The sequence below is a fragment of the Lacrimispora sp. YZC11 genome (assembly GCF_057543815.1).
In genome coordinates this window covers 457,142-469,957 of record NZ_BAAJYQ010000016.1, presented here as the reverse complement: position 1 = coordinate 469,957, position 12,816 = coordinate 457,142, and the positions used below count along the sequence as shown (strand labels likewise).

Here is a 12,816-nt window from a genome sequence, read left to right as displayed (position 1 = left end):
CTCCAAACTGATATAAAATAGAATTACTCAGTTTGGAGGTGAAATTTACTTACATTCTTCCAAAGGTATCTTTGGATCTGCAACCATGGAATAATTGGTATGGTAGATAACAAAGCCAGGTGCCGCTCCGGCCACCTTTTTAATCTGCTTTTTCTGCACATAATCCACTTCTACTTTATCGTTTTCACGGCCCTTGGAATAGTAGGCGGCTAAAGCTCCGGCTTCTTCAAATACCCGGTCGGGGAGCTCTTTTCCTTCGGACTTTACGATTACATGGGACCCGGGGATTCCTTTTGCATGGAACCACCAGTCATTGTTACCGGCCACTTTAAAGGTCAGTTCTTCATTCTGATAATTATTTTTCCCTACATAAATATGGAATCCGTCAGTAGAAAGGTAGTGGAAGGGCTTGCTTGTGATCTTAGGCTTCTTGTCACCGGCCCTGCGGTGCTTAATATAACCGTACTCCATCAATTCTTCTTTGATCTGTACAAGATCCTCTTCCATTAGGGCGATGTCCAGGGCGGCACTTACAGATTCTAAATGATCGATTTCCTGTTTGGTTTCCCTGATCTGTCCTGTTACAGCTTCAAAAGTACGTTTTAGTTTGTTGTACTTATCAAAATATTTCTGTGCATTTTCCTTTGCAGATAACTGATCATCCAGAGGAATGGCGATTTCCTCATTGGTGTAATAATTAAGGCAGACTAACTGCTTATCCCCTCCGGTCAATTCATAACCATAGGTGTTGATAAGCTCGCCATAAACCTTATACTTGTCCCGTTTGTCCGTATCCTTCAGCTGTTTGGACTGCAGGTCGTATTTTTTATAATTACGCTCCAAAGCATTCTGTACGATTTTCCGTAAGTCCACGGATTTCTGGCGGATTCTGGTGATGGTATTTTTTGAGGCATAATAGGTTTCTAAAAGAGAACTGATGGAATCAAAGCATTGGGAAACATAGCCTTCCCCTTGATAACAGGTTAAGGGAAGGGCGGCGAATTCCACAGGTTCTTCCTTTTTATATATGATATTTGGAGTGAAATGCCCCTGCTTTACATCTTCCCTGATAAAGGAAAACATGTGATACAAATGAACCAGCTCCAGTTCCGTCAATCCATTGGCAGATCGATCCCCGTCAATGGAGGCCAGTTTGCATAGCTCATGACCCATAATAGGGCTTAAACCGGTCAGTTTCATATACAATGCTTTTTGTACAGGGGCAGCCGTATGTCCGATTACATCAATGAATTCCTCTTGGGTGATGGTCAGCGGGTCCTTTTTCTCTATGGTCTGTGGGATGAAATAGGTTCTTCCCGGCAAAACCTCACGTACGGAGCTGACCTGGGCGGAAATGTGCTTGATGCTGTCTAAAATCAAGTCTTCTTCATTGCAAAAAATGATGTTGCTGTGTTTTCCCATGATTTCGATGATTAGTTTTTTTGTTCTTTTGTCACCTAAATCGTCGAAATGCTCTACTTCTATGCATAGGATCCTCTCCAGTCCTGGCTGGCTCACCCGGATGATGCGCCCATTTCCAATGTGCTTTCTTAAAAGCATACAAAAATTTGGAGCCGTCATGGGGCTTTGCTTGTTTGTTTCCGTAAAATAGAGGAGGGGGAGACTGGCGCTGGCCGAAATCAGGAGCCTCCATGTATTTTTTTGGTTTTTAACAGTAAACAGCAGTTCATCCTTCTCGGGCTGGGCAATTTTTGCGATTTTTCCGCCTTCCAGCCGGTCTTTCATCTCTGCTGCGAGATTTGCCATAACAATTCCGTCTAATGCCATTGTTTGTTTCCTCTTTCCTGCCCACGCTATTTGGGCATAATGGTATCCCTGGAAGGGGTTTCCTCCGGTAAATGGTCTATATAATAAGGATAGTATAGCACAGAATCAACTTTCTGTAAAATTTAAAACCAATTGACTTGTATTTTATTATGAATTATAATGGATGATATCTATGGCGAAAGAGAGGCATATGGAATGATCAAGAGCATGACAGGTTTTGGCAGGTGCGAAACCGTCACGGATGAGTATAAGATTTCCGTAGAGATGAAAGCTGTAAATCACAGATATCTGGATTTAAGCATAAAGATGCCAAAAAAGTTTAATTTCTTTGAAGCAGGAATCAGGAATCTGTTAAAGAATTATATCCAGCGCGGTAAGGTTGATGTATTCATCTCCTATGAGGATTACACAGAGAATAAACTGTGCTTGAAGTATAACAGCGCGCTGGCTGCCGAATATATGGATTATTTCGCAAAGATGGAAACACAATTCGGAATTCAGAACGACATCAGGGTATCGACTCTGGCCAGATGCCCGGAGGTCCTTATCATGGAAGAGGTGCCGGAGGATGAGGAACAAATGTGGAAGCTTCTTTCAGAAACCATCGAGGAAGCGGCAAAACGTTTTGTGGAAACCAGAGTGACAGAAGGAGAAAACTTAAAGAACGATCTCCTTGGAAAGCTTAAGTTTATGACTGAGCTTGTGGAATTTATTGAAGAACGGTCCCCCAGGATTCTTTTAGAATACAGGGCAAAGCTGGAGGACAAGGTGAAGGAACTGCTGGCAAACGCTTCTGTTGATGAAGGAAGAATTGCCGCGGAAGTTACGATTTTTGCTGATAAAATCTGTGTGGATGAAGAAACCGTACGGCTCAGAAGCCACATTGAAAATACCTCTGCAGAGCTTAATGCAGGCGGAAGTGTGGGTAGAAAACTGGATTTCATCGCTCAGGAGATGAACCGGGAGGCGAATACCATTCTTTCTAAAGCCAATGACCTGGAAATTTCCGATAAGGCCATCGCACTGAAGACCGAGATTGAAAAGGTAAGGGAACAGATCCAGAATATTGAGTAGGAGAGTATCAGAAACATGAATGAAAATGGCATATTGGTAGTCGTATCCGGATTTTCAGGAGCGGGCAAGGGAACCTTGATGAAGGAGCTTCTGAAACGGTATGATAATTACGCGCTGTCCATTTCCGCCACTACCAGAAATCCCAGAGAGGGAGAAGCAGACGGCAGGGAATATTTCTTTGTGGCAGAAGAACGTTTTAAGGATATGATAGAAAAAGAAGAATTGATCGAATATGCCCAGTACGTCAACCATTACTATGGCACGCCCAATGAATATGTTTTAAACCAGATGAGAATGGGGAAGGATGTTATCCTGGAAATTGAAATTCAGGGGGCACTAAAGGTAAAGAAACGTTTCCCTGAAGCGATTTTGGTTTTTGTTATGCCTCCCAATGCAGAAGAATTAAAACGCCGTCTCATCGGCCGCGGTACGGAAAACATGGATGTGATCAATGCCAGGCTCCGCCGGGCGGCTGAGGAAGCGGAAGGCATGGAGGCCTATGATTATATCCTGATTAATGATAAGATAGACACTTGTGTGGAAGAGATGCACCGCATGATCCAGGTCCAACATAACCGGGCTTCCAATAATATGGCGTTTTTATCCCATATTCGGGAAGAATTAAAGAATATATAAAGCCGATTGAGAAAGGGGAATAAAAGATGTTACATCCATCTTATTCAGATTTAATTAATGTAGTAAACAGCGAGGTAGAGCCAGGAGAGGCTCCTGTTGTGCAGAGCCGTTATTCTATTGTGATTGCCGCAGCAAAAAGAGCAAGGCAGATCATCGGCGGCTCAGAGTCAGAGATTTTGGATGCTGGCAAGAAACCGCTTTCTATTGCCGTAGAGGAATTGTATGAGGGCAAAGTGAAGATTTTAAGCGAAGCGGATGCAACAGAAGAAGACGATAATTAGGAAGAAGGCCGTCTCCCTTTTGGATGAGATGGCCTTTCTCATGAGATAATCTACTTAACGAAGGCTGTGAGGCTGCTATTTGATTCGCTCTGCTCACCGAACGGCTGATCTACTAACCTTTTATAATGAAAGACAGGAGTTTAAACATGAAGTTATTATGTGTTTCACTGGGCTGCGACAAGAATCTCGTAGATACGGAGATGATGCTGGGCCTTCTGAATAAAGACGGATATACGTTTACGGATGATGAATACGAGGCGGATGTGATTGTGATCAATACCTGCTGCTTCATCGGTGACGCAAAAGAGGAAAGCGTAAATACCATACTGGAAATGGCCCAGAGAAAGGTAGACGGCAAATGCAAGGCATTGATTGTAACCGGCTGCCTGGCCCAGCGGTATAAACAGGAGATCATAGACGAGATCCCTGAAGTGGATGGTATTTTAGGAACTTCCACCTATGACGAGATTTCTCACGTTCTGGCAGAAGCCCTGGGTGGAAAAGAACATGTTCAGTGCTTTCACGATTTAGACGGGCTCCCGGAACTTGAGACAGAGCGGATTCTTACAACAGGAGGCCATTATGCCTTTTTAAAGATTGCGGAAGGCTGTGACAAGCATTGTACTTATTGTATCATTCCTTCTCTGCGGGGAAATTACCGCAGTGTTCCCACGGAACGCCTGATAAAAGAAGCAGAAAAGCTGGCTGAAAAGGGTGTGAAAGAGCTTATTTTAGTCGCTCAGGAAACCACCCTTTATGGAATGGATCTATATGGTGAGAAATCACTTCCAAAGCTTCTTAAAAGCTTATGCCGCATACCCGGGATTCAGTGGATCCGGATCCAGTACTGTTATCCGGAAGAAATCACGGATGAGCTGATCCAGACCATAAAGGAAGAAGAGAAGATATGTAAATACCTTGATCTGCCCATACAGCATGCCAGCGACCGGATTTTAAAACTCATGGGCCGCAGGACCACTAAGGTCCAGCTTCGGGAAATCGTGGAAAAGCTTCGGAAAGAAATCCCGGATATGGCTCTTAGGACCACCCTGATCTCCGGATTCCCAGGGGAAACCCAGGAAGATCACGAAGAACTGATGGAGTTCGTGGATGAGATGGAATTCCAGCGTTTGGGAGTGTTTGCATATTCCGCAGAAGAAGATACACCTGCCGCGGAATTCCCGGATCAGGTTTTGCAGGAGGTAAAAGAGGAACGCCGTGATGCCATTATGGAACTTCAGCAGGAGATTTCCTTTGAATTTTCCAGATCAATGATCGGGAAACCCCTGGAGGTTATGATAGAAGGCAAGGTGGCGGATGAAAACGCTTATGTAGGCCGAACCTATATGGATGGACCAGGCGTTGATGGAATGATTTTTGTCCAGACCGGTGAAGAACTGATGTCAGGTGATTTTGCCAGGGTCCGCGTGACAGGGGCTATGGAATATGATTTGATAGGAGAGTTGGAGGATGAATTTACCGAATAAGCTTACGATTTTAAGAGTTATTATGATTCCGTTTTTTGTTCTGTTTCTGCTGCTTGACGGGGGTGCAAATGCATCATACCGTTACATTGCGGCTGCCATATTCATTGTAGCCAGCTTTACGGACTTACTGGATGGAAAGATTGCAAGAAAGTATGGTCTGGTGACTAATTTCGGCAAGTTTATGGATCCTCTGGCGGATAAGCTGCTGGTTTGTGCCGGACTTATCTGCTTTACAGCCCTGGGCCAGCTTTCGGCCTGGATCGTTATCGTGATCATAAGCCGTGAATTTATTATCAGCGGTTTCCGTCTGGTGGCTTCCGATAATGGCGTGGTGATTGCAGCAAGCTATTGGGGAAAGTTTAAGACGGTGTTCCAGATGATCATGTCGGTTCTTCTTATCCTGAATATTCCGGCATTATCCTTTGTCACAACGGTGTTTATCTGGATTGCCACCATACTTACTGTGGTTTCACTGGTTGATTATATAGCAAAAAATTATCGCGTTCTTATGGAAGGGAGTATGTAATCATGGTTGTTGAACTGATTTCAGTTGGAACGGAACTTCTTCTTGGAAATATTGTAAATACCAACACTCAGTATCTGGCGGAGAAATGTGCTCTTTTAGGTCTTTCCATGTACCATCAGGTTACGGTGGGCGATAACCGGGAGCGGCTTTCGGAAAGTTTTGAGACGGCCTTAAAGCGCTCGGATGTTGTCATCCTGACCGGGGGCCTGGGGCCTACGGAGGATGATCTGACAAAAGAGGTCTGTGCGGAGGTTATGGGACTTTCTCTGGTGGAAGATGTCCATACAAAGGAAAGAATCAAGGAGTATTTTAAAAACAGCATTTATAAAGAGATTCCAGATAATAACTGGAAGCAGGCTCTTGTTCCCCAGGGAGCGGTTGTACTTGACAATAACAACGGTACTGCTCCCGGTCTGATTATGGAAAAGGATGGAAAGGTGGCAATCCTGCTGCCAGGACCTCCGGGTGAATTAACCCCTCTGTTTCACGACCAGGTATTCCCATATCTTCAAAAGCTCCAGCCTGAAGTGATCCGTTCCCAAATGGTCAAGATCTGCGGACATGGGGAGAGCCAGGTAGAGAATAAGCTTCTTGACCTCATTGACGGCCAGTCCAATCCAACGATTGCCACCTATGCGAAAACCGCTGAGGTGCATTTAAGGGTCACGGCAAAGGCATCAAGTGAAGAGGAAGCCAAAAGCCTTTTAAAGCCGGTGGTAAAAGAGATCAAAAGCCGTTTTGGGGACGATGTGTATACCACAAAGGAGGAAGAGACCATTGAAATGGCAGTTGTCCGCCTCCTTAAAAAATATGAGCTGACAGTGACTACGGCGGAATCCTGCACCGGAGGGCTGATCGCAGGGCGTCTGGTGAATGTGCCGGGAGCTTCCCAGGTGTTCCGGGAAGGCTTTATCACCTATTCCAACAAGGCTAAGAGAAAGCATCTTGATGTTAGCAAAAGTACCTTGAAGAAATACGGTGCGGTCAGCGAACAGACTGCTAAAGAAATGGCTATCGGAGGTGTTTTTGCGGCCGATTCTGATGTGTGTATCGCAGTGACAGGGATTGCAGGACCGGATTCTGATGGAGAAAAACCGGTAGGACTGGTTTACATGGCCTGCTATATGAAGGACAAGGTTTCAGTGGAAGAATATCATTTTAAGGGAAACCGGGAAAAGATCAGGGAACAGTCCGTGGTAAAGGCTTTAGACCTGCTGCGCCGTTCTATCCTTAAGAATTACCATTCATAAACCTTCCGGGAGGAGATAAATTTGGAGACCCGTTTGCTGAAAAAACAGATGACTGCAGCGTACCAGTACTCCTATGTAAGGCTGGTGCTGAATTATTATACTTTATTTGAAACCATAGGGGAAGCGCCGGTGATTCCGGAGAGGATTATTGCTTACTGTCAGCAGCTTAACGGGCTGCTTAAGGAGCATTGCTCCGGGAAAGATGTGGAAGAGGGGCTGCTGAAGCTTCGTGAGGATATCACTCATGAAGTAGAAGTCCTGACTTCCTATACCGACTGCTTTCAGATTTATGAATATGTTTTAAACCGCTTGGAACGGAAGTTTATTACTTTGCCGGAAACCGGACATGATGATGAGAGCTTTGCAAAGCGTCTCACCGGGTTCGTAACAGATACCAGGGAAACAGCTGTTATAAACGGAAGGATCAGGCAGATCATCGGGCAGCTTCCGGCCCGTTTAACGAAACAGAAGTTTTTCAGCCTTGTCATGGAAGGGCTGTCCGTTTATATTGGTTCTCCCTTGGAAAATCTTAATGATATGATGTATACCCTCCGCACGGAATCCATGGCAAAGCTTCCCTCGGGAATGGAAGAGGGGCATAAGGGCCTTTTTGAGCTTTTGGAACAGTTCCGCCGCGAGGATTACGGGAATATGACTGCCGAAGGCTATGAAGAAGCTTCTTCAAAGCTTGCTCTTGCCTGCGAGGGTCTTATGGATGAATCCGGCCTTTACATCATGCTCCAGGACATTATCAATGATTTTTGTGTCATGGTGTTTGCTAAGCCGGAAACGGTCATTGATGTGAAGGAAGAGGAGCTTTACTGCTCCATGGCAGCAGAGATTCTGGAAAAATTCACAAACGAAGATTATTCCCCTGCAAACGAAGATTTTTTTGACAGGCTAACCCAGCTGGAGGGAAGGCAGGAAACTTACTATGAGCGTTATTTAAGGACGGAACTGCCGGAAGAGAGCGATGAACGGAATAAAGACCCGGATTATGTGAAAGCTGTAAATGTAGACAAGCTTTTATCCGGAAGTTCTTTTGTGGAACTAAAAGGACGGAATACGGAGAAAGAGACAGGTAAGGCGGAGGAAACGGCGGTTGTTGACCGTTCCTATCTGGAGAAAACGGCAAAGGAGTACTTTGAGGAGCTTGAAGAGGTATTCTCTGGCGTTTCCAGGCCGGTGGTCCGCGCCATTATGGCTAAGGTTCTGTCAGACCTTCCTGTCTTTTTTAATTCAATTGAGGAAATACAGGCATATATTGAAGGAAGCTTAAAAAGCTGCCTGGATGAAACGGAAAAGGAAACTTGCAAGGAATTATTGGAAGAGCTGATGGATGATGAAAATAAGCTGGTTTGACCGTTTGTACGTAGGCGAGAAAGCGAAGAAGAAACGTTACCGGATCATTCAGGGAATCCGCAGGTTAAAGCCCGGACCTGGGACTTATGTGATTACGCCTGCTGCAAATGGGAATAATATACTTGATATCTATCCGGCAATGTCGCTTTTATGGCCCATTTACCGGGAGGAAGAATTTCTCATTTTAGGCATAGCGTCCGATTATTGGGAAGCGTTAGAGGTGGCCGGAAATATCATTGGTGATATGTACCGGAAAACAGGAGGCTTTGATCTGCCTGCTTTTATAGGGGAAGGAGCCGGTAAGGTGTGAGGTGTTCATGCTTCATATAATTTTGTTTATACTTAAAATCTTAGGGCTGCTGGTGCTTATCGTTTTAGGGCTTATCCTCACTGTGGTTCTGCTGGTCCTTCTGGTCCCGGTCCGGTATCGGGCAGAGGGTTCTTATGACGGAAAGGTGAAGGGAAAGGCCAGGATTACCTGGCTTCTACATATCCTTTCCGTGACAGCCCAGTACGAGGAGGACTTAATTGTGAGGGTCCGGTTTTTTGGCTTCCGCATAGGAAAGCCCAAGAAGATGGATTCAGAGCTTAAGGAAGCTGGAGAGATCATGGTTCAGGCCATGGAAGTAATGGAGCCGGAACCCATAAGAGAAGCACTGGAAGTAAAAGATGAGATCCATGACAGGATCCAGGAAAAACCCGGGAACCTGCCGCCTCCAAAGGAGGAATTAAGGAAATTTACGCCTCCAAAGGAAGATCCAAAAAAGAAAAAAAGATTCGGGGTTATGGAGCTGTTTGCAAGAGTCAAGAATAAGGTTCTTATGACTTTTACAAAACTTAAGTTTTTTTTCATGCGGATCTGTGATACACTGACAACAATAAAAGACAAAAAAGATGAGATTCATGCCTGGATTTCCAATAAGGAAAACCAGAAAACCGTAAAGCTGCTTTTTAGGCAGGGAAAAAAACTGATCCGCCATATCCTTCCCCGCCGAGGGAAGGGAAAAATAACCTTTGGCTTTGACGACCCGTATTTAACCGGACAGGTGCTTACCTATGCAAGCGTTATTTATCCGCTCTGTCATAAGCATTTAAACCTGTATCCTGTTTTTGACCGGTCTGTGTTTACTGCGGAAGGAACGTTTCAGGGCAGGATCCGTACGGGAACGATTCTTTTCATTGGATCGCGTATGCTGTTGGATAGGAATTTCAGGCGTTTATTAAAGGGATGGCTTCATAAAGGAGGAATTGCTTAACGTGGCAGAGAATAATTTTACATCTACAGTAGAGTCGCTGTTTAAGGGAATGGATTCTTTTGTAGCGACAAAAACTGTAGTAGGAGATGCGGTAAAGGTAGATGATACGATCATCCTGCCTTTGGTGGATGTGACCTGCGGCATGGCTGCCGGATCCTTTGCAGGAGATGCAAAGCAGAATGGGGCAGGAGGCATGCATGCAAAGATGAGTCCCAGTGCGGTGCTGATCATCCAGAATGGAATAACAAAGCTGGTAAATATCAAGCAGCAGGATGCTGTAACGAAAATTTTGGATATGGTGCCGGATTTTGTCAACAAATTTGCTGGCGGAACAAAAGAGGTTTCTCCGGAAGCCTTAAAAGTGGCGGAGGAGATGGCCGCCGCGGAAGATAAGAAAAAAACGGAAGAATAAGAAAGGGATAAGCCGCATAGGATGTCATATAGCCTGAATGGATTGAGGGATGATATGAGAAGAGTATGCGGACTTATGCTGTTCTGCTTTGGAGCGGGCATGGCAATTCTGCTTTTTATCCCGGCGACTATCGTAACGATCCTGTTTATCATCGGATGTCTGGTACTGGGATATAACCTGTTCTGCTGCTGAGCAAGTAATGCTGTTAAAAATAAATGGGGCCAGCCTTTAAAAAGGGCCGGCCTCATGAAAAAGACAAAAAAATACTCCTGACTGATACCAGCCAGGAGTTTCCTTCGATTAAGCTCTTTCAACTAATCCGGATCTTAAGCAGGAAGTACATACGTACATCTTCTTATTAGCGCCGCCATTAACTTTTACTTTAACGGACTTCACATTTGCTTTCCACATCTTATTAGATCTTCTATGGGAATGGCTCACTGCGTTGCCAAAGTGAGCAGCTTTTTCACAAATTGCACATTTAGCCATGATTGCACCTCCTTAAAAGCGACTTGGACTTTTTATGGTTGAAAAATCCACAACAAATGTATGATAACAGAAAACACATGGATTTGCAAGTGAAAATTAAAAATTTGTTTCTTTTTTTGGAAAAATCATGTATAATCAAAACAGACAGAAAGAACGGAGGTAGAGACTATGAAGGGTTATATTAATAATAAACTGGGCGAAATCCAGGTAAGCCCTGATGTTATCGCTATGTATGCCGGAACGACCGCAGTGGAATGCTTCGGTATCGTCGGTATGGCGGCTGTCAGTATGAAAGACGGACTTGTTAAGCTTTTAAAACGGGAAGGCCTGACTCACGGAATCAATGTGAACATCCAGGACAACCATATCACCATCGATTTCCATGTAATTGTAGCCTATGGGGTCAGCATTTCTGCGGTGGCGGATAACTTGATTGAAAATGTAAAATACAAAGTAGAAGAATTCACAGGTATGACAGTAGATAAGATTAACATCTTTGTCGAAGGCGTAAGAGTGATTGATTAAGGAGGAAACTACCCGTGGGTATGAAGTATATAGACGCCGAAATGCTGCAGAAGGCATTTCTGGCAGGAGCAAAGGGACTGGAAGCAAAGAAAGAATGGATTAATGAACTGAATGTGTTTCCAGTGCCGGATGGAGATACCGGAACCAACATGACCATGACCATCATGGCGGCGGCAAAAGAAGTAGCTGCCATTGAGAATCCTACTATGGAAGCGTTAGCAAAAGCAATTTCCTCCGGTTCTTTAAGAGGAGCGAGAGGAAATTCCGGTGTGATCCTGTCCCAGCTGTTCCGGGGTTTCACAAAAGAGATCGATTCCGTCAATCAGGTGACTGCCACAGTTTTAGCCAATTCCTTTGTTCGGGCAACTGAAACTGCTTATAAAGCAGTAATGAAGCCCAAAGAAGGAACCATTCTTACCGTAGCCAGAGGCATGGCAGAAAAGGCGGCGGAGCTGGTTACAGAGACAGAGGATATTCTTGAGTTTTGCCAGAAGGTGATTGATCACGGTGATTACGTATTGAGCCAGACACCGGAGATGCTTCCGGTTTTAAAGCAGGCTGGAGTTGTGGATTCCGGCGGCCAGGGCCTTATGCAGGTAATGAAGGGAGCCTTTGACTGCCTGTCAGGCAAGGAGGTGGACTTATCTGTAGAGGTTGAAAGGCGGCCGGTTGTTACTGCTGGAGCCTCAGGAGCGGAAACTGCTGACATTGATATCCGGTTCGGTTACTGTACCGAATTTATCATCAATCTGGAAAACCGCTATGATGATAAGAAGGAGCACGAATTCAAGGGATACTTGGAATCCATCGGCGATTCCATTGTGGTTGTTTCAGACGATGATATGGTAAAAGTCCATGTCCACACCAATGATCCGGGACTTGCGATTCAAAAGGCCCTTACTTATGGCTCTTTATCCCGCATGAAGATTGATAATATGAGGGAAGAACACCAGGAAAAACTGATCAAAGAATCGGAAAAGCTGGCGGCACAGCAAAAAGCTGAGGTCGAAAAAAGGGCGGAACAGAGAAAGCCCTATGGCTTTATATCCGTATCTGCCGGTGAAGGTCTTGATGAAATATTCAGGGGGATCGGTGCAGATTATCTGATCCAGGGCGGTCAGACCATGAACCCAAGTACAGAGGATATGTTAAATGCCATTGATAAGGTGAATGCCGGCACCATCTACATTCTGCCAAACAATAAAAACATCATATTGGCTGCAGAGCAGGCTAAAAGCCTGGTAGAGGACAAAAAGGTCATTGTTATCCCTTCAAAAACCATACCCCAGGGCATTACTGCAATCATCAACTTTGCCCCGGATTTATCACCTGAGGATAATGAGAGGATCATGACGGAAGAGATGTCCCGTGTAAAAACCGGACAGATTACCTATGCGGTCCGCAATACCATGATCGATGATATTGAGATCCGTGAAGGGGATATCATGGCACTCGGCGACAATGGAATTCTGGCTGTTGGAAAGGAAATCGAATCCACGGTGCTGGAAGCCCTTGAGTCCATGGTAGAAGAAGAATCTGAATTAGTAACTGTCTATTACGGCAAGGATGTCAGGGAAGAGGATGCAAAAGAGCTTAAGGAAAAAGCGGAAGTATTGTTTTCCCACTGCGAGGTAGAGCTTCATGCAGGCGGACAGCCGATTTATTATTATCTTATATCCGTAGAATAAAAAAGAGCCAGCGGCATTTTTATACCGGGCAGACGAGGCCTG

Annotated in this window: 15 protein-coding genes; 13 read left to right on the top strand and 2 right to left on the bottom strand. The window is 44.9% G+C overall.

The genetic code is table 11. From position 1 onward, the window contains the following. Positions 1-45 precede the first annotated feature (45 nt). Positions 46-1,788, bottom strand: coding sequence for an Rqc2 family fibronectin-binding protein (locus AC27IJ_RS17500; RefSeq protein WP_312444034.1), 1,743 nt, complete (start codon positions 1,786-1,788; stop codon positions 46-48). A gap of 195 nt (positions 1,789-1,983) precedes the next feature. Between AC27IJ_RS17500 and AC27IJ_RS17495 the strand changes: the two genes are divergently transcribed. The 11 genes from AC27IJ_RS17495 (at position 1,984) to AC27IJ_RS17445 (ending at position 10,264) form a co-directional block, all read left to right on the top strand. Beyond that, entirely contained in the window at positions 1,984-2,862 is an 879-nt protein-coding gene (locus AC27IJ_RS17495; RefSeq protein WP_312444032.1) for a YicC/YloC family endoribonuclease, read from the top strand. A 15-nt stretch (positions 2,863-2,877) separates the two neighbouring features. Beyond that, entirely contained in the window at positions 2,878-3,498 is a 621-nt protein-coding gene (gene gmk, locus AC27IJ_RS17490; protein ID WP_312444030.1) for a guanylate kinase, read from the top strand. A 26-nt stretch (positions 3,499-3,524) separates the two neighbouring features. Continuing rightward, positions 3,525-3,779 (top strand): DNA-directed RNA polymerase subunit omega, encoded by a 255-nt coding sequence (gene rpoZ / locus AC27IJ_RS17485; protein WP_312444028.1) that lies wholly within the window; start codon positions 3,525-3,527, stop codon positions 3,777-3,779. 146 nt (positions 3,780-3,925) lie between these two features. Beyond that, positions 3,926-5,266, top strand: a complete 1,341-nt coding sequence (rimO, locus tag AC27IJ_RS17480; protein ID WP_312444026.1) for a 30S ribosomal protein S12 methylthiotransferase RimO — start codon at positions 3,926-3,928, stop codon at positions 5,264-5,266. After that, complete coding sequence (gene pgsA, locus AC27IJ_RS17475; RefSeq protein WP_313153095.1) at positions 5,250-5,792, top strand: CDP-diacylglycerol--glycerol-3-phosphate 3-phosphatidyltransferase; 543 nt, start codon at positions 5,250-5,252, stop codon at positions 5,790-5,792. The genes rimO and pgsA overlap by 17 nt, the downstream gene beginning before the upstream one ends. Positions 5,793-5,794: 2 nt before the next feature. Next, on the top strand, positions 5,795-7,042 hold the full coding sequence (locus tag AC27IJ_RS17470) for a competence/damage-inducible protein A (RefSeq protein WP_312444023.1): 1,248 nt from the start codon (positions 5,795-5,797) through the stop codon (positions 7,040-7,042). A 21-nt stretch (positions 7,043-7,063) separates the two neighbouring features. Continuing rightward, on the top strand, positions 7,064-8,404 hold the full coding sequence (locus tag AC27IJ_RS17465) for a hypothetical protein (RefSeq protein ID WP_487149955.1): 1,341 nt from the start codon (positions 7,064-7,066) through the stop codon (positions 8,402-8,404). Next, on the top strand, positions 8,382-8,714 hold the full coding sequence (locus AC27IJ_RS17460) for a hypothetical protein (protein ID WP_312444021.1): 333 nt from the start codon (positions 8,382-8,384) through the stop codon (positions 8,712-8,714). The genes AC27IJ_RS17465 and AC27IJ_RS17460 overlap by 23 nt, the downstream gene beginning before the upstream one ends. A gap of 7 nt (positions 8,715-8,721) precedes the next feature. Next, positions 8,722-9,660, top strand: a complete 939-nt coding sequence (locus AC27IJ_RS17455) for a DUF2953 domain-containing protein (RefSeq protein ID WP_312444020.1) — start codon at positions 8,722-8,724, stop codon at positions 9,658-9,660. Position 9,661: 1 nt separating this feature from the next. Beyond that, entirely contained in the window at positions 9,662-10,072 is a 411-nt protein-coding gene (locus tag AC27IJ_RS17450; RefSeq protein WP_312444018.1) for a GerW family sporulation protein, read from the top strand. A gap of 54 nt (positions 10,073-10,126) precedes the next feature. Next, positions 10,127-10,264: a hypothetical protein gene (locus AC27IJ_RS17445; protein ID WP_013272624.1), complete on the top strand. Its 138-nt coding sequence runs from the start codon at positions 10,127-10,129 to the stop codon at positions 10,262-10,264. Between the two features lie 108 nt (positions 10,265-10,372). Here the strand turns inward: AC27IJ_RS17445 and rpmB are convergent, their stop codons facing one another. Next, positions 10,373-10,561, bottom strand: a complete 189-nt coding sequence (rpmB, locus tag AC27IJ_RS17440) for a 50S ribosomal protein L28 (protein ID WP_025233002.1) — start codon at positions 10,559-10,561, stop codon at positions 10,373-10,375. Positions 10,562-10,729: 168 nt separating this feature from the next. Between rpmB and AC27IJ_RS17435 the strand changes: the two genes are divergently transcribed. Both AC27IJ_RS17435 and AC27IJ_RS17430 read left to right on the top strand, forming a co-directional pair. Further along, positions 10,730-11,086: an Asp23/Gls24 family envelope stress response protein gene (locus AC27IJ_RS17435; RefSeq protein WP_024295513.1), complete on the top strand. Its 357-nt coding sequence runs from the start codon at positions 10,730-10,732 to the stop codon at positions 11,084-11,086. Positions 11,087-11,100: 14 nt separating this feature from the next. Then, the gene (locus AC27IJ_RS17430; protein ID WP_312444016.1) at positions 11,101-12,774 is read left to right on the top strand and encodes a DAK2 domain-containing protein; all 1,674 of its coding nucleotides are present in this window, start codon (positions 11,101-11,103) and stop codon (positions 12,772-12,774) included. Positions 12,775-12,816: the final 42 nt, after the last annotated feature.